The organism is Vreelandella songnenensis (assembly GCF_003002925.1).
Taxonomy (GTDB): Bacteria; Pseudomonadota; Gammaproteobacteria; order Pseudomonadales; family Halomonadaceae; genus Vreelandella; species Vreelandella songnenensis.
In genome coordinates, this window is the sequence record NZ_PVTK01000001.1 from 597,601 (window position 1) to 620,029 (window position 22,429).

The following is a 22,429-nucleotide window of genomic DNA, read 5'->3' on the forward strand; positions in this document are numbered from 1 at the left end:
AAAAAACCGGGTCATCGATACCCGGTTTTTTTAGGTCTTTGCCTGGTTATTTATCGCGAGGTTGTCGAGGCGGCTTGACTCCCCTTCTGTTTACCCAGACGCTTGAAACCACGCGGCGCGGCAATGCGGAAAAACCGCTCGACCACATCCGCCTGGGTGGCAGGAGTTATCAGCGATACGCCAATAAAGACCGGCAGGTTAAGCATCAGCCCCCAGAAGCCTGCATGAATGCCCAGCGGGTGCGACCACACGGTGGTAAATGCCACGGTCACCAGAAAGCCCGCCACGATACCCGCCATGACGCCCAGCTTGGACGCCCGGGGCCAGAAGAACATGCCGATAAACGCCGGCAGTACCTGGGAGGCAAACCCCAGCCCTACCAGCAGAATCATCACCAGACTCCCCGGCTCGGCAATCGCCAGCGGCGCGATGACCAGCGCCATGACAGGCAGCAGCAGCCAGCGCGCCAGCTTCGCGGTGAAGGCATCGCTGAGTTTAAACAGCGGCTGCAGCACATCCTTGGTGATGGAAAGCGCCACCGAGTGAATAAAGGGCTCGCTTGATGACATGGAGGCGGCAAGCGTTCCAGCACCCAGAAGGCCGACCAGCACGACCGGCAGGTTCGCCATGGCGTACTCCAGCACCACGGTATCGGCGCGCGCCAGGTCCGGCAGCGAGTAAATCCCGATGAACCCCACGATCACCATCGGCAGAATGACGACGTAATAGGTGGGCAGCCATGTCGCGCTACGGCGAATGGTCCGCGCCGATGAAGCACACATCCACTGGGTCCACACCGGGGGCATGAACGAGAACATCGACACGATGATCGAGGTGGTCCAGAAGCTGAAGCTCATGTCGCCACGCGCCCCCGGCAGGGTCAGAAACTCGCCATGCTCGGCCTGAATGCGCTCGAACACCGCGGCCATGTTGAGCCCGCCGGTGGCGCTATGTACCGCCCAGAGCCCGACCGCCCAGGCGACGACAAGCATCAGCGCGCCCTGAAAGGCATTGGTACGCCCGATGGCGCGCTGGCCGCTGATGTAGAGATACACCGCGATACAGGCGAGCACGATGATCACCCCGAGCCAGACGGGGATGGTGCCGCCGCTCATCACGAACAGGATGTACGCCGAGCCCACGGTCTGCAGCACCGCGTAGGCAACGGACCCGACCGACATGACCAGCGCCGCCAATGCGCCGAGCGCCGGGCTCTGGTAACGGTCGGCAATGGCGCTTGCCTGGGTCACGTGACCGAACTGCTCGCCGAACTGCCACACCTTGGGGCCGAAGTACCAGGCGACCAGTGCCAGGTAGGCCAGATAGATCGCCACATAAAAGACCGCCACGCCCTTGGAGTAGGCCCAGCCCGGCGCGCCCATGAAGGTGTAGGCGCTGACGCTGCCTGCGGCAATCAGAAGATACAGTGTAACCGGCCCCATGCTGCGTCCGGCCACGCCCCACTGCTCCAGGGTATCCATGCGGTGGCCGGCGCGGGCCTTGAGGCCGATGACCATGGTGACGGCCACATAACCCAGCGTGATCACAAGCGGCCAGAGACTATTCATGCCCATCCCTCTCGACAATGCGGTTTCCCACCAGCATTACGCCTACACAGGCAAAGATGATCATGTAGCCCCACACGATGATCAGCGGTAGGCCAAGGACCAGTACAGCCCGGTTGACCAGTCCGATCACCGGCCATATGCCCGCCAGGACCAGGCAGATGAAGGCCGCTAAAAGCCCCCACCCGGCACGCGAAGTGGGCAGAACGAACAAACGTCGCATAGCAGTTCCCTATTGGCGCGTTCGCGAGTCACGATCAGCGCCAGCATTCGTTATTTGAAAGGTTGCCAGCGCCGCTCATAAGCGTTGATAGCGTGCGCAGGTGACACACACTATTCCAATTTAATGCGGCAGTGTCCACTTTTTGTGTGCACTTTATGTCGGCAGGTTCTCCAGGGCCTGGAGAGATTCACCGAGATGGGAGAGGCAGGTGTCGACTGCAAAGCTTCTTGTGCGGTGGCGGTAAACGCACAGATCGATGCGCGCCGGCTCCAGCTCATCGGGTGCCAGCGGCACGCTGATGAGCTCATGGCGCCTGCACTCGCGCGCGACCGCCATGGGGGGCAGGATCAGCACGCCCGCCCCATTTAGCGCCAGCGCCTTCTGGGTTTCGAGCGAGGCGGTATCAAAGGCGGGGATGAGCGTGATACCGGCGCGGTGAGCGCTGCGTTCAAGCGCCTGGCGCGCGCCGAACGACTCACCCGGCAAGATGATGCGGTGCTTGGCCAGGCACTCAAGCGACACTTCCTGGGCACCGGCCAGCGGATGATCCACCGCCATGACCGCGTGGTGCTCGAGCCGGGCGCTGTCCAGAATGACGATATCCTCGTGGCGGGGCATGAAAAATGAAAGCCCGATATCCGCCGTCCCCAGGCGCAGCCGCTCCACTATTTGCCCGGCACTTGCGATGCCGATGTTAAAGCGCAGCTGCGGGTAGCGCTTTCCCATATCGGCCAGTGTCGGCGCCAGAAGCCCGGCCACCACGCCTTCGGCGGCTTCCAGGCGAACGCGCCCGGTGCGCAGGCCCTGCAAGTCGGCGATATGCTCTTGCACGCGCTCCAGGTCGCGCAGCGTATGCTGCGCCTGGTCGGCAAGCAGCTCGCCCGCGGCGGTCAGGCTGATACCGCTGGGACCGCGCTCCAGCAAGGGCGCGCCCAACTGCTCTTCCAGCAGATCGATCTGGCGGCTGATGGCCGTGGGGGCAATATTGAGTCTTGCCGCCGCCTGACGCAGTGAGCGACAGCGTGCCACGGTATCGAAGTAGTGCAGCGCGCGGCCGCTGATCATAACGCCTCCTTAATGATTTTCTGCTCGCAACTGGCGGACCATGATGGTCACCGCTTCTCCGCCATACGCGAGTCGTTCGATGTCCTGCCAACCCAGGCGCCGGTAAAGCGCCTGCTGGTCCGGTGTATACAGATAAAAATGTTCGATACCACTTTCCCGCGCCTCCTGCTCCACGCGCTGCACCAGGCGTGAGGCGATACCGCGCCCGCGCCATTCGGGCCGCACGAACACCGAGGCAAGCCAAGGCGTCAGCTCAGGCCGGCATGGAATATCGTCGGCAACCAGGCTGGCCGTGCCTACCGCCACGCCGCCTGCCAGCGCCACGAACAGCGACGGTACGCCCTGCTCGCCGCACTCCTGACGCGTCTCTTCGACCGCCTCAACAAACGTACGCCCCGGGTACAGCTGCTCTCCCCAGGTGTCAAACGTCCATCTGGCGACGATGGGCACATGGGGGCTATCCGCCTGCAATCGCTGAAGCACGAGGGTCTCTTGCATGCTATTTTCACCTTGTTTGGCAACGATGGATACGATGGGAAGTCGCCTCGGCGAGATCAAGTGTCAAATCCAGGAGTTCCAGCACGGCTGATCACCTGCCGTTTGCGAAAGCGCTGGTGAAGGGCTGACCCCAGGTATCGCCATGCATCAGCTCCTCCAGCGGCAATCGCGAGCGCCAGCCCTTGGCCTCAAGCTCCGGTTGATCCAGAAACTCGCTGACATAACCAAGGCAGAGATAGGCCACGGGATACACGTGATCGGGCAGGTTCAAGACCTGACTTAGCTCGGCCTGATCAAGAATGCTTACCCAGCCCACCCCCACGCCCTCTGCCCGCGCCGCCAGCCACAGGTTCTGTACGGCAAGGCAGGTGCTGAACAGGTCGGTATCCATGATGCTGTTGCGCCCCAGCACATGGGGGCCACCCCGGCGACGGTCGCAGGTAATGCAGAGATTGAGCGGGCTTTCCAGAATCCCCTGCAGCTTGAGGCCCCGGTAAAGATCCTGACGCTCGCCGCTGAAACGTTCGGCAGCTCGAGCGTTCTCCTGCTCGAACAGCGCCAGAATCGATGCTCTGACTTCACGGCTTTCAATGACGATGAAATCCCAGGGCTGCATGAACCCGACAGAAGGTGCGTGATGCGCTGCCCGCAAGAGGCGCTCAAGCACTTCCAGAGGAATCGGGTCGGGAAGAAACTGCGAGCGCACATCGCGCCGCTCATGAATGGCGCGGTAGACACCGCGACGCTGCGTTTCGGAAAAAGCGTTATTTCGGGTACTCATTATGCAGGCCAGGCCTTGTCATGAAGACGGGGATTCGCCCGCCGGGTAACCCCAGGCGGGCAAGCAAAGCAGGCCAACATACCCTGGATACGTACGACTGATGAAGCGTAATTCAAGCGACAGGCGATCCATAGCAATGTGCACCCGTTACGCCACAGCGGATTTGCGCATATCGATATGCGGTATGCCATCTTCATCATAGACATCGCTCACCGCCTCAAACCCGAAAGAGGCGTAGAAAGCGGTGAGATACACCTGCGCGCCTATCTTGATACCCAGGCCAGGATAGCGCTGCTCGGTGAAGCGAATCGCCTCGGCCATCAGTTCTCGGCCGTATTGGCGACCACGAAAGGCCTTCAGTGTCATCACCCGCCCGATCGAGGGTTCGGTGAACTTGTCCCCAGGCCCCACCAGGCGGATATAAGCGGCAAGCTCCCCATCGTTGGTGGCCATTAGATGCCAGGCCAGCGGATCCAGCTCGTCCACTTCCTGATAAGCACACTGCTGCTCCACCACGAATACCGCCTCGCGTGCTTTCACAATCTCGTAAAACTCGCGTGTACTGAGCTCATCAAACCGCGACCAGCGAAAATCCAGGGACATACCGGCTCCTCCTGCCTAGGGCGTTATCTTGAGCGTCGAGTGTACAGAAGATTGATAAGACGAGCCTTTATCCTGGCATCAAAAAAAACGCCCGCTCAGCCCAGTCGCCAGCGCCAGGGGCTTGCTCTCATTAATACGCCGTCGCTGTCCCAGTCTTCCCAGCCGGCAAAGGGTATCGGCCTTTCACCCTCCCAGTGCTCAAGGCGTTCGACCCAGCGCTGTTTGCAGCCATCGAGGTGTTCGCGCAGCGCGCTTTCCTTCTGGTACTCGATTCCGCCGCCCTGCACGCCATAGCTGACCTGGGGTGCTAGAACGTCAAAGCCCACGTAATACAGCGAAGCGTGTATGGGCCATAGCCAGGCGGCCATATTCCCCGCCCGCCCAAAAGGCTGAAAGGCGGCCTCCGGCGAGCCGGCGGTCACGCAGAGCAGCGCGCGCTTGCCGCTAAAATAGCCGCGGTCGTAGCGCATGCGGCTCGAGTAACGTCCGCCATAGACCAGCACGCGATCAAACCAACCCTTCAGGATGGCAGGCTCTGCATGCCACCATAGCGGAAACTGAAAGATCACCAGATCCGCCCATTCAAGCCTTGCAAGCTCGCGCTGAACATCCGCGGGCAGCGCCTTTTCATCGTAGTGGTGGCGCTGCTCATCAAGCGGGGCAAAGTAGGTGTCATTGGCCCGTTGAGTGTAGTGGCCCGCGCGTTCAACCGGGTCGAACTGTTCGACATACAGGTCGTCGACCTCGACCGCGTGGCCACTTTTTTGCAACTGTTCAACGGCGATATCAACGAGCCCGCCATTCAACGAATGGCGCTCAGGGTGCGCCATGATGATCAATACGTTCATGCGTTAGTTACCTGTCGCGGAGTGTTGCGAAAGGCTAACCTGCTCATATCTGCTTACCTATTCCCTGAAATCGAGAAACGGCTTTGCATGAATGAACAGCATTTAAAGTGGGATGATCTACAGGTGGTGCTTGCGATAGCACGGGCAGGTTCGCTATCCGGTGCCAGCCGCCGATTGCATATCAGCCATGCCACCGTGTTTCGCAGACTCAACGCGATTGAAGCCCGCCTGGGCGCCACCCTGTTTGAACGCCACCGCCACGGCTATACTCCGACACTGGCCGGGGAAGACCTGGCGGCGACGGCCGAGCGTGTTCAAGACGAGGTCAACAGCGCCGAGCGACGTGTCATCGGACAGGATTTGAAGCTTTCCGGCACTCTGCGTATTACCACCACGGATACGCTGTTTGCTGGGTTGCTGTGCCCGGTGATAGCCGAGTTTCGCCAGCAGTATCCCAGCATCACGCTTGAAGTGGTGATTTCCAATCAGGTGCAAAGCCTTTCACGCAGAGAGGCGGATATTGCCATACGCCCGACCCGTAAACCGCCTGAAACGCTGGTGGGCCGCGCGGTAGGCGATATCACGCTGGCGGTTTATGGTCAGAAGGAGCACTGGCAGGCTACTCCTGCCCTGTTCGAGCCTTCCTTGATGCTAAAAGAGAACTGGATAGGCCCCGACGTTCACCTGGGTGATGCAGCGCTTGAAAAGTGGATGATGGATAAAAACGCGACCTACCGGTTGGACAGCATGCTGGGGATGCAACTGGCGGCCCGTCAGGGCACGGGCATCACCGTGCTGCCCTGCTACCTGGGCGATGCGGATCAAATGCTGCTGAGGCTTAGTCAGCCGATTGACGCGCTGACAACACAGCTCTGGCTATTGACCCACCCGGATTTGCGCCACGTTGCCCGAGTGCGCGCTTTCATGGCCGCCATCACCGAAGGCGTGTCCGAAAAGCTCGCCAAGGCCAGTCGCGCCACTGCATCGAAGCAGAATGCTCAGGCGGAGTAAAACCACATTCATGTGCCTGTTATTTGAGCCTGACCTGCGACTGCTTGAGCGAAGTAACAAGGGCGCCTTTCTCGAAGGCCGAAAGGCGCGCCCTGAACGCTAATACGCTAGCGCTTTTTTACTCTGCAGCTTTGCCAGCAAGTAGAATATCGCAACCATTGCCACCACGCTGACCAGTACGGTGAGGCTACTCTGCGTTATCCCGGCGATAATGAAGGACACCAGCGCTATGCCGCCATTGATCAGCGCATAGGGCAGCTGCGTCTTGACATGATCGATGTGATCACACCCGGCCCCGGTTGAGGCAAGAATGGTTGAATCGGAAATTGGTGAGCAATGATCACCGAAGATACCGCCTGACAATACCGCTGCGATGCTGACGATCACTGGCGCCTCTAGACCCGCCGCCATGGGGATGGCCAATGGCAGCATGATGGCGAACGTTCCCCAGGAGCTGCCCGTAGCGAAGGACATGCCTGCCGCCGAAAGAAAAATGATCGTGGGCACAATGAAGGGCGGAATCGTGCCTTTCGTCAACTCCACGATATAACTGGCAGTGCCCATTTCCTTGAGCAGCGACCCAAGCGACCAGGCAAGCACCAGAATCAGCACCACGCTGACCATTTTTTGCAGGCCGGCGAGGTAGGTATCGAAGATGGCCTCTAGCCGCTTTACCTTGAAATAGAGCATCATCGCGATAAGGACGACAGACGCAAAGAGGTAGGCCGTGCTCAGCGCCACTCGAAAATCGCTTCCCGGCACGGTTTCAAAGGGAAAACCGGCTGCTATCAAAAGTCCGAAAAGAGTCACGAAAAGAACGCCCAGAGGCAGCCAGATCAGAGAAGGATGACTTTCGACTCCTGTATGCGCCTGATCGGCATCTACGTTGCGTAGCGGCCTCGAGCCTGGCCAATAGAGCTGGCCGGTTTCCTTGACACGCTGATCTGCCCGCCTCATCGCGCCAAAGTCGATACGCGCGATGGCAACCGTAGGCACTGCCAGCACTGTCAGAATCGCATAGAACTGAAAGGGGATGGCTTGCACGAAGGCGCTGAATTCCGGTGTCGCGATACCCAGGTGATCGAACTCTTCGCCAATAAGCCCCATCACATAGACCCCCCAACCGATAAAGGGGATCAGGATAGCGACCGGCGACGACGTGGAGTCCAGAATCCAGGCAAGCTTTTCACGGGAGGCATTGACCTTGTCGAAGATCTTTTCGAACACGGGTCCTACGATCAGGGGCGTACCCATATCTGAAAAGAAGATGATCAGGCCACCACACCATGCCGCCAGCTGCGTCTTGGCCTTGGTGTTCAGATAGGCAACGGTGCGTCTCGCCATTGCCGCCCCACCACCGGAATGCTCCACCAGGGAGACAAACCCACCGATAAAAAACAGCAGAACGATAACGGCAGCGTTGTAGCTATCGGTCAGTTGCGGGGAGAGGTAATCGCGGATGGTGCTGGTAGTTGCCTCGAGCGGATTGCCCCCGGTCAGAATCAATATTCCCGTAAACAGGCCCACGAAAAGCGAAATGATCACATTTCTAAACGTAACGGCAAGCGCGATGGACAAAAGCGGGGGGACTAGGGATACGAATCCCATATTCTCCATATCGTTCTACTCCTGAAAGGGTGGCCTTTATTGAAAATCGCAAATGCCCGGATAAGCGCCGCCAATGACTCATGCGCCCTTTTCAGGATGATGGAGAGTTAGAGAAGACCAGCACTGACAGGTTCGATTAGCGTAATGGCGTCTTCGAAGGCTTGGGGTGAGTGCGCCAGCACGTTACCCGCTCATTGCGGCGCACAATATCGTATATTGCAGAAATATAATCAATCTCTCATACAAGTAAGCGCTCGGTTACCGCCTTGCTCTATCAGGATAAATTCGCCAGCAGTTGCTTCAGCAACGCATCGAGCTGGCTGCGCTGCTCTTCACTCAGACTGCTCACTAGCACTTTCTGGGTTTCGACATGAGCAGCCACCGCTTCATCAATCAGCGCGAAGCCCTTGTCGGAAAGCGAAATCAGAAACCCTCGGCCATCAGCGGGGTTCTTTACGCGCTCAATCAATCCCGCTTTTTCCAGCTGCTGGAGCCGGTGAGTCATGGTGCCTGAGGTCACCATGGTGGAAGCCATCAGGTCGCTTGGCGAAAGCGCATAAGGTGGCCCTTCGCGGCGCAGCGTGGCCAGCACGTCAAAGCTCGAGTCATTCAGCCCGTATTCTGCCCAGGTTTTCTCCATGGCGCGCATGAGCACGTGGTTAAGCCGCTTGAGACGGCCAAGCGTCCCCATTGGCGCCACGTTCAGGTCCGGGCGCTGGCGCTGCCACTGCGTGAGTATTCTATCGACATGATCCATAACGGCCATGCTCATGTCTTTTTACCTTGACGTCAAGCTAAAAACCCAGATACCTTGATATCGAGATAAATAGACGAGACTACCCATGCAACAGACGCAAGCGTCACGTAACGCAATTCCCCAACAGAGCCGGTTCCGTGCGCTTTTTTATCTTCTGACGGGCGGCGCCCTGCTGGGTCTTTCCACCAACCTGGCCAAGCTGGCCGGTGACGTGGCACTTTCGCCTCTGGCGTTTCTGTTCTGGTCGCTGAGTGGCGCCGCGCTCATTCTGCTGGCGCTTGCTGCGGCGCGGGGCAGGCTACCGCCGGTCAACGCGCGTACTCTCGAGTACTACACAGTGTCGGCGCTGGTGGGTGTAGCAGGTTCCAACCTGCTGTTCTTTTCGGCCATTGCACACATTGGCGCCGGCTTTGTCGCGCTGGTCATCACCCTGCCGCCGCTTCTCACCTATCTCGGCGCGCTGGTGTTGAAGATGGAGCGATTCCAGGTCATGCGCGCCGTAGGTGTTGCCTCGGCGCTGGCGGGCGCCATCACCCTCGCCGCCCACAAGATGGCCGCTCCCGATGCCGACGTGCGCTGGATCCTGCTGGCCCTGCTGGGTCCGGTACTGCTCGCCATCGGCAATCTTTACCGCACGCTGCGCTGGCCAGAAGGCGTTTCCGGCGAGGCGCTGGCGCCGGGCATGCTGGTCGCTGCCGTCGTACTGCTGCTGGGGGTGAGCCTGATACCGGGCCTTTCGCTGGGCCTTGCGGGCAACCAACCCGTGGTAATACTGTTAATCGCCGTTCAGGCAGTCGTTTTTGCGGGGCAGTTCCTGCTGCTCTTTCTGCTGCAGAAAACCGGTGGCCCGGTGCTGCTGAGCCTTCTAGGGTCGGTGGGTGCGCTGTTCGGCGTGCCGGTAGCCATCTTCGTTCAGGGCGAAAGCGCTCCTGAGGGTTTGCTGCTGGGGGCAGCGTTCATTGCAACCGGCATCGCGCTTCTCAACATGGATAAAGTGAAGCGGCCCGCCCGCAACCGGGCCAGCAGATAACCGGCTGATTGCGGGCTAAACGATACGCCGCTCCATATAATGGGTATTCCCTTCTGTTTTAAGAACGTAAAAGCCCATGCGTTGGTAAAGTGCCATGGCTGGGTTGATGCAGAATACCCGCAGGCGCAGCGTGTCGATGCTCGTCTGGCGCGCTCTGTCGATGGTATAACGGATGGCCGCTGCCCCGAAGCCCTGGCGCTGCCAGGCAGGCTCGATCTGCAGCTCGCGGATATAGAAGGCCTGCGTATCGTGATTGAGACACAAAAGCCCCACCGGGCAGGCGTTGATGATCAGCTGATATGCCTCAAAGCGACACCAGTCGCGCTCGAACAGGGCGCTATCCCAGTGCATTCCCAACTGATCGTAGTAGCTGGACATGTTCTGGCGAACCAGCCGCTCGGCAAAGGCCTTATCGCTGGTTGGTTGAATGAGCGGCGTCATGATGAGCCTTCTTTCTTGATCCGCTATACTCGTCAGTAGTACAGGCAATGGCGAAGGATGGGTTATGAACAGTGTCTCCATGGAAACAAAGCGCCGCTATCATGCAAAGGTAAGACGTTCCAATTATCAGGCGAGTATGGCGCTGGAAGGAATTAACGTCGACCCTCAAGCGCCCAAAGCCGACAAGGCGGATGTATTGGCGAAATATACAAAGTATAAAGCTCGTTGATGGATAAATACGGTACTGGGCAAGACCCTTATTGCTATGTCGGCACACAAGTTCTGCGCAATAAGCTCGGGATTGTTGACGCCGCAGAGCTTGAAGAGGCAGAGCGCGAGCTATCGCTTATCAACGCTGACAACATCGATCTTTCGCCTCCCCCCTACGATTTTTCGTATTTTAAATACCTCCACTACCAGCTATTCAATGACCTCTATGGCTGGGCCGGCGAGATACGCACCATTGATATAGCCAAAGGCGATACGCGCTTTTGCAATGTCAATCGCATCACTCCCGAAGCCGAAAAGCTTTTCACGAAATTGGCAGAACAGAACTATTTTATAGAGCTTGGCAGAGCCGATCTCGTAGCAGCCTGCGCTGAGTTATATGGCGATCTAAATGTCGTTCATCCCTTTCGTGAAGGAAACGGCCGCGCTCAACGGCTGTTTTTCGAGCACCTGATCATCAATTGTGGCTATCGCCTTTCGTGGCATCCCCTTGGGCGCGATGAGTGGATAGAGGCGAATATCGCTGGCTATTATTGCGACTATCGACCTCTATCATCCATCTTTGAACGCTGTATCGGCTTACCTCTTGCTGATTGACCCTCTATCCCAACTGAAACGGATAAACCGAACCGGTCCTCAAAAGCTGGGTAAGCTCGTCCAATGCGGCAAGCGACTCCTTGGCAAGCTGCGGGTCGGCAAGATCCTCCGGTGCGAGGCGGTCGCGGTAGTGGCGATTGACCCAGGCGGTGAGATCCTCGTACAGCGCATTGTCGAGCAGTACGCGGCCTGAGAGCGCGGCGCGCTCGGCCTCAGTCAGCACTACACGCAGGCGCAGGCAGGCAGGGCCGCCGCCATTGCGCATGCTCTGCTTCACATCCTTGACGATGACCTCGCTGATCGGGTTGTTGCCCGCCAGCAGATAATTCTGAACCGTGCGCCATACCGCTTCGTTCTCCTGACACTCGCCGGGCACCACCAGGGTCATGGTTCCGTCCGGATTGGAGAGCAGCTGGGAGTTGAACAGGTACGAGGCAACGGCGTCTTCCAGGCTCACCGCCTCCACCGGCACCCGCACCGGAATCAAGGGCGTTACCATCTTGGCGCGCAGCTCATCGAGCGTGCCCTGTTCATCCAGAAAGGCCATTTCGTGATAGAGCAGTACCGCTCCATTGCCCACGGCGATGACATCGTTATGGAACACGCCGGCGTCGATGGCATCCGGATGCTGCTGGGCGAACACGGTTTGTGCCTCGGTCAAACCATGCTGGCGGGCCACCGCCTGGCTTGCCTCCAGGGTCTGGCGCGCGGGGTAGCGCCTGGGCTCATGCTCGCCGCCGAACGCCTTGCGGCCATACACGAACAGATGCACGCCCGGCTCACCGTGTTCGCCGCAAAGCCTGGTATGGTTGGCCGCGCCCTCATCGGAAAAAGCGGGCGTTGCCGGCAGTACCGGGTGGTGAGTGAAGTGCTGCTCGTTGCGAAAAATGGCCTGGAGCACGCGACCGGTCGTTTGCGGTTCGAGAAAGCGGTGAAAGCTCGACTGCAGATTGGCCGGGGTGAAGTGCACGCGGCCATCCGGCGCATCCAGGCTTGGCGTGACCGTACCCGCATTGGCCGTCCACATGCTGGACGCCGAGCACACGGCGCGCAGCAGCTGCGGTGCCTTGCGCGCAGCACTGGCGAGTACTTCACTATTGCTGCCGCTAAAGCCCAGATCTCTCAGCGCGCCGATATCCGGACGCTGCTGGGGCGGCAGAACACCCTGGGCGTAGCCTGCGTCCAGCAGGGACTTCATTTTCAAAAGCCCCTGAAGCGCGCCCTCTTTAGGATTGGCAACCAACCCCTCGTGGCGCATTGAGGCCAGGTTGCCGGCAGCCAGCCCGGCGTAGTTGTGCGTCGGGCCAACCAGGCCGTCGAAATTGACTTCCCGAAGGCTACTCGGCTGAGTATTCACAGGCTGACTCCCGGTGGCAGGGTTTCGGGCATCTCCAGGGTGTCGGCTTCCATGGAGGCGACCGGGTAGGCGCAGTAGTCCGCCGCGTAATAGGCGCTGGGGCGGTGATTGCCGCTATCGCCCACGCCGCCGAAGGGCGCATCCCCCGAGGCGCCGGTGGTCTGGCGGTTCCAGTTGACGATACCCGCGCGGATACGCAGCAGAAAGTCATCCCAATCGGCCTGCTCGCCGCCGATCAGCCCGGCAGAGAGCCCGTAGCGAGTATCGTTGGCAAGCGCCATGGCCTCGTCCCAATCGCGATAGCGGTGGATTTTCAACAGCGGGCCAAAATGCTCTTCATCAGGTACTTGAAGACCGGTGACATCAATCAGCGCAGGGCTGACAAGGCTGGTATTCTCCTGCACGCGCTGCATGCGGTTGATCACCGTGCCACCCAGGGCTTCCAGGTCATCCTGCGCTTTCAGCAGGCCGTCGGCGGCGGCCACGCTGACAAGGCCCGAATAAAACGGCGCGGGTTCTTCCTCGAACTGGCCCGCCACGTGCAGCTTGGCAATGGCCTCGCTCAGCGCCTCTATCAGCCGATCGCCCGCCTCCCCCTTGGGCACCATCAAACGCCGGGCGCAGGTGCAGCGCTGGCCGCCGGAGAGAAACGCCGACTGCAAAATGGTCAGCACGGCAGCGCGCTGGTCACTGACATCCTTGACCACCAGCGGGTTATTGCCGCCCAACTCGAGTGCCAGAATCTTGTCCAGCTGACCGGCAAACTGCTGTTGCAGCATGCCACCCACCTTGGCACTGCCGGTAAACAGCAGGCCATCGATACCGGGATGGGCAGAAAGCGCCTGCCCGACCGGCACGCCGCCTTGTACCAGGTTGATGACACCGGCGGGCAGGCCGGCTTCCAGCCAGCACTGCAGGGTCAGATCCGCGGTGAGCGGGGTCTGGTCGCTGGGCTTGAACACCACGCAGTTGCCTGCGAGCAGCGCAGGCACCATATGCCCATTGGGCAGATGGCCAGGGAAGTTGTAAGGGCCGAACACCGCCATCACGCCGTGCGGGCGGTGGCGCAGTACAGCCTTGGCGCTGCCGACGTCCTTCTCTCGCTCACCGGTGCGCTCGTTGTAGGCCTTGATCGAGAGCGCTACCTTGCCCACCATGGCGCCGGCTTCGGTACGAGCCTCCCACAGCGGCTTGCCGGTTTCCGAGGCGATGGCCCGGGCCAGCGTCTCGCTGCGTGCTTTAAGCACGTCGGCAAAGCGCTCCACCAGTGCCTGGCGCTCGCTGAAGGGGGTTCTTGCCCAGCCGGGGAAAGCCGTGCGTGCCGCGGCAACCGCTGCTTTCACCTGGTCATCGCCGGCACAGGCGGCTTGCCAAAGTAAATGGCCGGATACGGGATCGTGCTTGGCAAACGATGCTGCCGCGCCATCTACCCAGGCGCCGTTGATAAGCTGCTGCTGTTGGGCGTGCATCATGCTCTCCTAACGGTTTCAGGTTTCCAGAAGGCGCAGGGAGTCGCCGGTGGCAACGCCCAGGCGCTTGGCTTCTGCACTGCTTAAAACGATGGTGTCGCCAACCGGTGCGCGCCCTACCCAGGCGGCGGTAAACGATGCCAGATCCGTGGTTGCCGCCAGCCAGCGGCTGACGCTCTCGTCCGGCGCGTCGGTTGCCACTTCCACCTGATAGAGCGAGGAGTTGCGCACGGCGCGCACGTCATCGATATAGGCTTCTACCGTGGGGCCGCCGTCGAAGATGTCGATATAGCCTTCCCAGCGCAGGCCCTCTTTCTTGAGCATCTCAAGCGCCGGGCGGGTATGGCGATGCACCTGGCCGATACACGCCCGGGCCTCTTCGGCCATGAACGTGGTGTAGATGGGAAAGCGCGGCATCAGCTCGCCGATGAAGCTTTTCTGGCCCAGGCCCGTGAGCCGGTCCGCCTCGTTGAAATCCATGGGAAAGAAGTGCTTGCCAAGGCTTTCCCAGAACGGGCTCTTGTTGTTCTCATCGAACACGCCGCGCATTTCTGCGAGTACCTTCTCGGGGAAACGGTCACGAAACTGGGCAATGAACAGCCAGCGCGCCTTGGAAAGCAGCGCGCCGTTGCGCAGGTGCCGATTCTCCTCGCCCCGGTATTCCGGGCGCAGAAACAGCGAACACACTTCGGCATCGCCGGTATGATCCGAGCTCAGAAACAGCGTATCGATGGTGCGGTGCAGGTCCAGTTGAACCGAGGAGTGTGCCAACCGGCCCAGCCGGTAGTTGTAGAACGGCACTTCATGGCCCACCTGACCCTCGATGGCGCAGCAGCCTGCCAGCTCGCCGTTTTGCTCATCTTCAAGCACAAAGAAGTAGAGCCGATTGTTGACCGGGGTGCGCTCTTCAAAAGCACGGGCGGAGGACTCGATCTTGCCGGCCAGGAACTCGCGGTTGCTGGGCAGCGAGGTAAAGCCGACCCCCGCCTGCTGCGCAAGCGCCAGCAACCCGTCCACGTCAGCACGGGCAATGGGACGAATGCGCATCATATTTCTCCTTCATCAAAGGCATCCACCGCCGTGGGTAGCGTGAGCGGTGCGGCAAACACGGCCCTCCCCTCTTCAACGCCCAGACGCTGAGCATCGGCCTCTGACAGCATCAGCTGTCCGGTGGTGGAAAGCGCGTAGCGGGCCACGATGCAGCGAAAGCCTTCCAGGGCCTGGTTGGCAATCAGGGCGGGTTCGGCATCGGGCAGGCTCTCTTCCGGGCGCAGGCGCACCGGGTGCCAGGCCGCCCGGCAGAAGGTGGCCAGGCGCTCGCGCTCGGCCTTGACGATCGGGCCGGCGTCGAAAATATCCACATGCCGCGAGCGCACGAAGCCCTCGGCGAGCATCTCCTGAAGCGCTTCTTCGTGAGCCGGGTGTTCACGCCCGATAGCCGCCCGCGCCTGGGGCGTCAGCAGCGGCAGGTAGAGCGGGAACTGCGGCATGACTTCGGCAATGAAGCTTTTGGAGCGCACGCCAGCGATGTGGTTGATATCGTGAAAGCTTCGGGCGAAGAAATGCCGCCCCACGCTCTCCCAGAAGGGCGACTCGTTCTGAGCATCCAGATAGCCGGGAAACGCCACGGCCAGGATGCGCGAAAAGCGCTCGGGGTATTGGGCGATAAACATCAGCCGGGCACGGCGCAACAGGCTCTCAGCGCTAGTGCCTTTATAGCGCGGATTCAGCGAGTAGGCGCACAGCAGCGTGGCATCGGACACCTCATGAGACAGCGCCAGAGTCTGCACCTCGCGGCGTACGTTGAGCTGCTGCGAGGCGTGAATCAGGGTTTCCTGGCGGTAGGTGTAGTAGGCCTCCTGAGCACCCGCCTGGGCGCGAATGGTGGCCGTTCCCAGCACTTCGTCGCCCCGCGCTTCATCCACGAGAACGAAGGTGTAGTGCTCGTTGCCTGGAAACTCGATATCACCGTCAAACGCTGCCTGGGAGCGCGCAATGCGCTCCTCTAGACGTTCACGGTTGGCGGGCAGGTTGGTGAGCCTGGGGGTGGCGTGTTCGGCCAGGTTCACCAACGCGTCGATATCCGCCATCTTGACCGGGCGAATCACCAGCATGGGGCTGCTCCCTCTCTCGATACTGCCGTTGGCAGACTCATGCGTTGGCAACAAGCCGCTCGATCGCCCGCTCCAGACGCGCCATGCCTTCGGCAATATCCGCTTCAGGAATTACCAGCGAGGGCGCCATGCGCAGCACGTTGGGTCCGGCAATCAGCGCCATCAGGCCCTCTTCAATGGCCAGCGGCAGAATGTCCTTGGCGCGGCCTTCAAAGGCGTCCGACATCTGGGCGCCAATCAACAGGCCCATACCGCGGATCTCCTTGAACACACCGTGCTTGCGGTTGATGGTTTCAAGGTGCTCGCGGAACAGGTCGTGGCGCGTTTTCACGCCTTCCAGCACCTCCGGCGTATCGATAAATTCAATGGCCGCCAGCGCAATCGCCGACCCCAGAGCGTTGCCGCCGTAGGTCGAGCCGTGGGTACCAAAGGCAAGCGACTTCGCTACCTTGTCACTTGTCAGCATGGCACCTACCGGGAAGCCGCCCCCCAGCGACTTGGCGCTGGTGAGAATATCCGGGGTGATACCATAATTCTTGTAGGCGTAGAGCTCGCCCGTGCGCCCGGCGCCGGTCTGCACTTCGTCAAAGACCAGCAGCGCGTTGTGCTTGTCGCACAGTTCGCGCAGCCCCGTGAGAAATTCCGGCGTTGCCGGGATGATGCCGCCTTCGCCCTGCATGGGTTCGACCATGATCGCACAGGTATCATCGCCGACCAGCTGGCGCACGCTTTCAAGGTCATTGAAGGTGGCGTGCAGAATGCCGCCGGGTACCGGGCCAAATCCTTGGGAGTACTTGGGCTGGCCACCCACACTCACCGTAAACAGCGTGCGGCCATGAAAGGACTGGCTGAAGGAGATGATCTTGTCCTTCTGCTCGCCGTAATGATCCACGGCGTAGCGGCGGGCAAGCTTCAGTGCGGCTTCGTTGGCTTCACCACCGGAAGAGCACAGGTACACCTTGTCGGCGAAGGTGCGCTCGACCAGCGTTCTGGCAAGCTTGAGCGCCGGCTCGTTGGTGTAGATGTTGGAGAGATGCCAGAGCTTTTCACCCTGCTCTTTAAGCGCATTGACCAGCACCGGATGGCAGTGGCCGAGCGAATTCACCGCGATCCCGCCAGCAAAATCGATGTACTCACGCCCCTGCTGATCCCACAGGCGACTGCCCTCGCCGCGCACCGGAATGATCTGCTGGGGCGCGTAGTTGGGTGTCATGTAGTGGTCGAAATCCTGCCGGGTCGGGGTCGTGCTCATGGTCGATATCTCCAGTCGAGTCAGTCAATAGCATCAGTATACGGGTCAAACGCCGCGGCCCGCTTTCAGCAATGTGACGGTAAGTTATGAAAAGCGGCACCTATTTCACGATTATTCACAAACGGTGCAGGCGCGCTTCTGACAGCCGCAAGGCTTTTAGAGCGCTGGCCTGCTCAGCCTAAGCGCTCTTCGCGTGGGGTCAGGCCAAAATGGTTGCGGTAGGCGGTCGAGAAGTGCGCGCCGGAGGAGAAGCCTGTCGCCAGCGCGATGTCACCGACTGCCCGGTCGCTTTCGCGCAGCTGTTTACGCGCATCCTGCAGGCGCAGATTCAGATAGTAACGGCTGGGTACCGCCTGCAGATACTTCTTGAACAGCCGCTCAAGCTGACGGCGGGAGATCCCCAGGTGCTCGGAAAGCTCCAGCGTGGAGAGCGGCTCTTCTATGTTGGCTTCCATCAGCGTGACGGCGTCTACCAGGCTTTGCGGGGCATGTCCAAGGCGATGGCGCAGCGGTACATGCTGGCGCTCGTCCGCCAGACGAATGCGCTCGCACATGAAGTGCTCTGATACCTGCTCCACCAGGCGGCCGCTGTGCTGTTGGCGTACCAGGGTCAGCATCATGTCCATGGCCGCCGTGCCGCTGGCACAGGTCATGCGGTTACGGTCGATCTCGAAAAGCTGCTGCGATAGCGTGACCTGGGGATAGGCCTGGGCAAAGGTGGCAAAGCGCTCCCAGGGCAACGTGGCCCGGTAGCCATCCAGCAAGCCGGCGCGCGCCAGCACTTCTGCACCGCCGGCAAGCCCGCCAAGCACCGTGCGATTTGGCTGCTGGCGCAGCCACTCAACGAGTCTTGCAGGCAGCGCATAAGGGAGTGGCGAAGGCGCGCAGACCAGCACCATGTCCAGCCCCGGGGGCGAGGTCTCAAGGGCATAGTCGGTATTACAGGTCAACTGAGCGCTGCTGCGCACGGGCTGCTCATCGCTGTGCAGTGTAAATATCTGATAGAGCAGCTGGCCGCTCAGCTGGTTGGCCATGAACAGCGGCTCTACCGCGCAGGCATGAGAGAGCATGGAAAAGCCGGGCAGCAGTAATACGCCTATACGCTGACGCGTAAACGTGGAAGAAGAGGCCTGGGTGCTATGCTGCATGCCAAAACGCCGTCAAAAAATGAGGCCCCATCTTAACCAATTGCACACCGCGAGGCAGCGCCCGTTAGCCATAGCTGAAAAAATGCGTCGCAACGTCTGCTCTGCCCGCAATGGTTTGCCTACCCCAATAAAAAAGGGGCAAGACGAAAACGTCTTGCCCCTGTCGCTGGCGCTCGCTGAACCTGAAACTATTTAAACTACATCCCAGGCAATGCTGTCTTTAAAGCGTTAGCCAAACGACGTGCCATGAAACGCTTACTGCTGGTGCGCTTCAGATAGCGTCATGTCGCTATCGACTTCGGTATAGTGATCTTCGTTGTACTCATCGGAAGACTCTTCGATCTGGTCGCTGCCATAGGTGGTATCCATTACCAGGCGATCGTCTTCGAGCTGCATTTCCTCGAGCGGCAGGGCAATATCGGTAGCGCCAAAGCCCCAGATACCGCCAACTGAGATGATCGCATACAGCTCGCCTGAGTCATTGTGCTTGGCGATGTGCTGCACATCACCGATCTCTTCGTCATCCTGGTTGACTACCGTCATGCCTTCCAGGTCGCTGACATTGTGAGACATCAACGTAGTGGTACGCTCATCTTGATCAGCCCGCGCGTTGTCGTTATGGTCGCGGTCATTCTCTTGCTGATTGACGTCTACCTGAGCATCGTCAGCCTGTTCAACGTTTACATCAGGTTCGCCGCCCTGCTCAACGGTAACATTGGGCTCAGCGCGCTCGACGGTGACGTTTGGCTCGGGCTGCTCAATGGTTACCTCAGGTTCAGGCTGCTCGATAGTCACTTCCGGTTGAGACTGCTCGACGGTGATATCCGGTGATTCCTGCTCTACCTGAACGTCGGCAGGCTCTTGCTCCACCTGTACGTCCATGGTGTCTTCTTCTGTGCGTGCCTGAGTCGCATCTTGTGTGGTTGCCGGGGCATTTTGCTGCTGTGTCGTCATGCGATCAGCATTATCGGTATCGTTCTGGTTATTGTCCTGCGCCATAAGGCCACCTGACATACCTGTAAAAATCGCACCGATAGCAATAGCGAGTGTTGTCCGTTTCATTAGATCTCTCCTTGGGTTGGCTTACACTTATGAAGGCTAGTAGATGAAGGTACAATAACGCAAAGTCAGTCGCCAAAACTTACAAATGTTAACAAATATGAAAGTGAGGCATGCAAGATTCCAGATCTTGAAATACCTGACTTCTTCGATAAATCAGAATCAGGCAATATATCCTCATATGCAGCTGCGAACCGCGCCTAATTAATCCCGAGTATTACTGTTGCCTGCGCCCCGCTGTTCTTCTTGGAGCTCACGATTCATGCTCGATTGGTCTTCCATATCGAGATCGCTTCCATCCTGGCCTTGCTGAGGGCCTTGTGAACCTGTATCGCGGCTGTTTTTATCGTTTTGATGATCATGGCTGTCGTTATTACCTGACTCGTGATCTGAATTGGCCGAGTCGTCGATACTACGCAGCTGTCCTGCCGTCGTATCTTCTTGTTGTGCTGATTGGCTATCATGGTGGCTGGCGCTGTTGGCAAAAGCACCTAGAGACAGACCGGTACATGTTGCACCAATGAAGGTAATTAATAGCATTCTTTTCATGGGTTCTCTCCCTGAGTTGGCGTGCTTTAATAAAGCTAGTTGAGCAACGTCATATCAAGCAATGCAAAACCGCCCTTCACTGAAAGTTGAATGAAAGTTATCAATTACTATTAAATATGCCAGGCATTAAAAAGCGCCTTGCCTACCTTGATAAGATAAACAAGACGCTTTGACAGATCATTGAATCGCTAGTCTTACACTACCGTTAAACTACCTGTTAGTTAGAACGGCCTTATCAATGAGCATTTGATGCTTCAACAACTGCTATCCCTATCCATAAAAGCTTTCGCCTTCAATTAGGATGGCGCTGAGCTTCTTCCAGCGTCATGTTGTTATCAATCTGGCTGTAGTTGTCTTCATCGTACTTTTCCGCAGACGCTTCGATTTCATCGCTGCCGTAAGTGGTATTGGTGACCAGCTGATCGTCTTGCAGCTCGATTTCGGAAAGCGGCAAGGCGACTTCTTCATCGCCGATACCCCACAGACCGCCAATCGAAATAATGGCGTAAAGCTCGCCGGACTCTTTATGCTCCACGATACGGCTGATGTTACCGATCTCTTCATCCTTCTGGTTGACGACCGACTCGCCCTCCAGGTCGCGCATCTCCTGAGACATCAGCTCATTGGAGTCGCGCTTTTCGTCGTTATCCGCCGGTCGATTGCCCCCGCCCATGGCAGCCGGGTGCTTTTCACCGGGAGTGCCTTGCTCCTCGATAACCTCGCTATCTCTCACAGTGCTATCGCTATCCTGGGCGAAGGCGCCCCCGGAAATTCCTGTACAGAGTGCAGCAATGGCAATGGCTAACGTAGTCCGTTTCATAGAGCTTCTCCTTGAGTAAGCGGCTACTACAGATTAGTCGACCTGGTGAAAAACAACCAACTTCTAAAAAAAGCCCGCCCCCGATGATGAATAAAACGCAAATTGCCGGGCGCTATGGCCCGGCAATTCAGCAACCTCGTTGAGGCTTACAGATTGATGACGTCGAACTCGACGTTGGGGTCCACGTCTGCATCGTAGTCGACATCGTCACGTTCAAAACCGAACAGCTTCAGGAATTCGTGCTTGTAACCGGCGTAATCGGTGATCTCGAACAGGTTTTCCGTGGTGACTTCCGGCCAGAGATCCTGGCAAGCCTGCTGAATATCATCGCGCAGCTCCCAGTCGTCCAGGCGCAGCCGACCTTTCTCATCGGTGCTCATATCCGAACCATAAAGGCGCTCACCAAAGAGGCGGTTCAACTGGTCGATGGTGCCTTCGTGCACGCCCTGCTCTTTCATGATGCGATATACCATGGCGATATATAGCGGCATGACCGGAATGGCAGCACTTGCCTGGGTGACCACGGATTTCAGCACCGCAACGTTGGCACCGCCGCCGCTGGTTTTCAGCTTGTCGTCGATGGCCGTAGCGGCGCGGTCCAGATCCTCTTTCGCCTTGCCAAGCGCACCGTGCCAGTAGATCGGCCAGGTGATTTCCGTGCCAATGTAGCTGAACGCCACGCTGCGCGCGCCCTGGGCCAGCACGCCTGCCTGGTCGAGCGCCTCCATCCACAATTCCCAATCTTCGCCGCCCATCACGGTGATGGTGTCATCGATTTCCTGCTGGGTAGCTGGCTCGACTTCGGCCTCGATGATCGTATCCTTGTTGGTATCGATGGCGGTCGCGCGGTAGGTCTCGCCAATCGGTTTCAGGCTGGAGCGCTTGAGCTCACCGCTGTCCGGCAGCTTGCGCACCGGGGATGCCAGCGAATACACCACCAGATCAATCTCGCCCATGTCCTGCTTGATCAGCTCGATGGCCTTTTCACGCGCTTCATGGGAGAAGGCATCGCCATTGATGGATTTGCTGTAAAGGCCTTCTTGCTTGGCGAACTTGTCGAAAGCAGCGCTGTTGTACCAGCCCGCGGTGCCTGTTTTCTTGTCGCTGCTGGGCTTTTCAAAGAATACGCCAAGGGTATCGGCGCCGTAGCCGAAGGCGGCGGTAATACGCGCAGCCAGGCCATAGCCGCTGGAGGCACCAATTACCAACACCTTCTTGGGGCCGGCGCTTTTATCCAAACCGCGTGCACGGGTCGCTTCGATCTGCTCGCGAACGTTCTGCTCACAGCCCTTGGGATGAGTCGTCGTGCAGATAAAGCCGCGCACTTTAGGTTTAATAATCACATCGGACCTCGTTATCGGATTGATTTCATTATCGGCATGACAATGCCGCAAGCGATGGAGGCT

The 22,429-nt window shown here is 58.9% G+C and carries 24 protein-coding genes; 4 read left to right on the forward strand and 20 right to left on the reverse strand.

What is annotated here, in order from left to right; all coding sequences use genetic code 11:
* Positions 1-50 precede the first annotated feature (50 nt).
* The 7 genes from B0H98_RS02635 to B0H98_RS02665 form a co-directional block, all read right to left on the reverse strand.
* Positions 51-1,568: a sodium:solute symporter family protein gene (locus tag B0H98_RS02635; RefSeq protein WP_106373502.1), complete on the reverse strand. Its 1,518-nt coding sequence runs from the start codon at positions 1,566-1,568 to the stop codon at positions 51-53.
* A complete protein-coding gene (locus B0H98_RS02640; protein WP_106373503.1) occupies positions 1,561-1,788 on the reverse strand; it encodes a hypothetical protein in 228 nt (75 codons plus the stop codon). The genes B0H98_RS02635 and B0H98_RS02640 overlap by 8 nt, the downstream gene beginning before the upstream one ends.
* A gap of 153 nt (positions 1,789-1,941) precedes the next feature.
* Positions 1,942-2,853, reverse strand: coding sequence for a LysR family transcriptional regulator (locus tag B0H98_RS02645; RefSeq protein WP_106373504.1), 912 nt, complete (start codon positions 2,851-2,853; stop codon positions 1,942-1,944).
* A gap of 9 nt (positions 2,854-2,862) precedes the next feature.
* Complete coding sequence (locus B0H98_RS02650; RefSeq protein WP_106373505.1) at positions 2,863-3,351, reverse strand: GNAT family N-acetyltransferase; 489 nt, start codon at positions 3,349-3,351, stop codon at positions 2,863-2,865.
* Positions 3,352-3,442: 91 nt separating this feature from the next.
* Positions 3,443-4,132 carry a 5,6-dimethylbenzimidazole synthase gene (gene bluB, locus B0H98_RS02655; protein ID WP_106373506.1) on the reverse strand — a complete coding sequence of 230 codons (690 nt, stop codon included), beginning with the start codon at positions 4,130-4,132 and terminating at the stop codon, positions 3,443-3,445.
* 147 nt (positions 4,133-4,279) lie between these two features.
* Complete coding sequence (locus B0H98_RS02660; RefSeq protein ID WP_106373507.1) at positions 4,280-4,735, reverse strand: GNAT family N-acetyltransferase; 456 nt, start codon at positions 4,733-4,735, stop codon at positions 4,280-4,282.
* A 95-nt stretch (positions 4,736-4,830) separates the two neighbouring features.
* Positions 4,831-5,583, reverse strand: coding sequence for an NAD(P)H-dependent oxidoreductase (locus tag B0H98_RS02665; RefSeq protein ID WP_106373508.1), 753 nt, complete (start codon positions 5,581-5,583; stop codon positions 4,831-4,833).
* 87 nt (positions 5,584-5,670) lie between these two features.
* Here B0H98_RS02665 and B0H98_RS02670 point away from each other — a divergent pair, with 87 nt between their 5' ends.
* Positions 5,671-6,594 carry a LysR family transcriptional regulator gene (locus tag B0H98_RS02670; protein WP_106373509.1) on the forward strand — a complete coding sequence of 308 codons (924 nt, stop codon included), beginning with the start codon at positions 5,671-5,673 and terminating at the stop codon, positions 6,592-6,594.
* A 99-nt stretch (positions 6,595-6,693) separates the two neighbouring features.
* Here the strand turns inward: B0H98_RS02670 and B0H98_RS02675 are convergent, their stop codons facing one another.
* The gene (locus B0H98_RS02675; protein WP_106373510.1) at positions 6,694-8,211 is read right to left on the reverse strand and encodes a Na+/H+ antiporter NhaC family protein; all 1,518 of its coding nucleotides are present in this window, start codon (positions 8,209-8,211) and stop codon (positions 6,694-6,696) included.
* A gap of 265 nt (positions 8,212-8,476) precedes the next feature.
* Positions 8,477-8,974 carry a MarR family winged helix-turn-helix transcriptional regulator gene (locus B0H98_RS02680; protein WP_340162373.1) on the reverse strand — a complete coding sequence of 166 codons (498 nt, stop codon included), beginning with the start codon at positions 8,972-8,974 and terminating at the stop codon, positions 8,477-8,479.
* Positions 8,975-9,044: 70 nt separating this feature from the next.
* Between B0H98_RS02680 and B0H98_RS02685 the strand changes: the two genes are divergently transcribed.
* Positions 9,045-9,989 (forward strand): DMT family transporter, encoded by a 945-nt coding sequence (locus B0H98_RS02685; protein WP_106373511.1) that lies wholly within the window; start codon positions 9,045-9,047, stop codon positions 9,987-9,989.
* 15 nt (positions 9,990-10,004) lie between these two features.
* Here the strand turns inward: B0H98_RS02685 and B0H98_RS02690 are convergent, their stop codons facing one another.
* Positions 10,005-10,430 (reverse strand): GNAT family N-acetyltransferase, encoded by a 426-nt coding sequence (locus tag B0H98_RS02690; protein ID WP_106373512.1) that lies wholly within the window; start codon positions 10,428-10,430, stop codon positions 10,005-10,007.
* Between the two features lie 64 nt (positions 10,431-10,494).
* On the opposite strand from B0H98_RS02690, the gene B0H98_RS02695 reads away from it, so the two are divergent.
* Complete coding sequence (locus B0H98_RS02695; RefSeq protein WP_106373513.1) at positions 10,495-10,659, forward strand: YhfG family protein; 165 nt, start codon at positions 10,495-10,497, stop codon at positions 10,657-10,659.
* Entirely contained in the window at positions 10,659-11,255 is a 597-nt protein-coding gene (locus tag B0H98_RS02700) for a putative adenosine monophosphate-protein transferase Fic (protein WP_208623568.1), read from the forward strand. Before B0H98_RS02695 ends, B0H98_RS02700 begins: the two co-directional genes overlap by 1 nt.
* A 4-nt stretch (positions 11,256-11,259) precedes the next feature.
* On the opposite strand, the gene astB is transcribed toward B0H98_RS02700, so the two are convergent.
* From astB to fabV, 10 genes are all read right to left on the reverse strand, one after another.
* Complete coding sequence (gene astB / locus B0H98_RS02705; protein ID WP_106373515.1) at positions 11,260-12,612, reverse strand: N-succinylarginine dihydrolase; 1,353 nt, start codon at positions 12,610-12,612, stop codon at positions 11,260-11,262.
* Positions 12,609-14,081, reverse strand: a complete 1,473-nt coding sequence (gene astD / locus B0H98_RS02710; RefSeq protein ID WP_106373516.1) for a succinylglutamate-semialdehyde dehydrogenase — start codon at positions 14,079-14,081, stop codon at positions 12,609-12,611. The genes astB and astD overlap by 4 nt, the downstream gene beginning before the upstream one ends.
* 18 nt (positions 14,082-14,099) lie before the next feature.
* Positions 14,100-15,128, reverse strand: coding sequence for an arginine N-succinyltransferase (gene astA, locus B0H98_RS02715; protein WP_106373517.1), 1,029 nt, complete (start codon positions 15,126-15,128; stop codon positions 14,100-14,102).
* Entirely contained in the window at positions 15,128-16,195 is a 1,068-nt protein-coding gene (locus tag B0H98_RS02720; RefSeq protein ID WP_106373518.1) for an arginine N-succinyltransferase, read from the reverse strand. Before B0H98_RS02720 ends, astA begins: the two co-directional genes overlap by 1 nt.
* 37 nt (positions 16,196-16,232) lie before the next feature.
* Positions 16,233-17,447, reverse strand: coding sequence for an aspartate aminotransferase family protein (locus B0H98_RS02725; protein ID WP_106373519.1), 1,215 nt, complete (start codon positions 17,445-17,447; stop codon positions 16,233-16,235).
* Positions 17,448-17,620: 173 nt separating this feature from the next.
* Positions 17,621-18,595: a GlxA family transcriptional regulator gene (locus tag B0H98_RS02730; protein WP_106373520.1), complete on the reverse strand. Its 975-nt coding sequence runs from the start codon at positions 18,593-18,595 to the stop codon at positions 17,621-17,623.
* 255 nt (positions 18,596-18,850) lie between these two features.
* Positions 18,851-19,594, reverse strand: a complete 744-nt coding sequence (locus B0H98_RS02735; RefSeq protein WP_244182948.1) for a PRC-barrel domain-containing protein — start codon at positions 19,592-19,594, stop codon at positions 18,851-18,853.
* A 264-nt stretch (positions 19,595-19,858) separates the two neighbouring features.
* The gene (locus B0H98_RS02740) at positions 19,859-20,203 is read right to left on the reverse strand and encodes a hypothetical protein (protein ID WP_106373522.1); all 345 of its coding nucleotides are present in this window, start codon (positions 20,201-20,203) and stop codon (positions 19,859-19,861) included.
* A gap of 292 nt (positions 20,204-20,495) precedes the next feature.
* Positions 20,496-21,023 carry a PRC-barrel domain-containing protein gene (locus tag B0H98_RS02745; protein WP_106373523.1) on the reverse strand — a complete coding sequence of 176 codons (528 nt, stop codon included), beginning with the start codon at positions 21,021-21,023 and terminating at the stop codon, positions 20,496-20,498.
* A 146-nt stretch (positions 21,024-21,169) separates the two neighbouring features.
* Positions 21,170-22,366: an enoyl-ACP reductase FabV gene (gene fabV, locus B0H98_RS02750; protein ID WP_106373524.1), complete on the reverse strand. Its 1,197-nt coding sequence runs from the start codon at positions 22,364-22,366 to the stop codon at positions 21,170-21,172.
* Between the last annotated feature and the right edge of the window lie 63 nt (positions 22,367-22,429).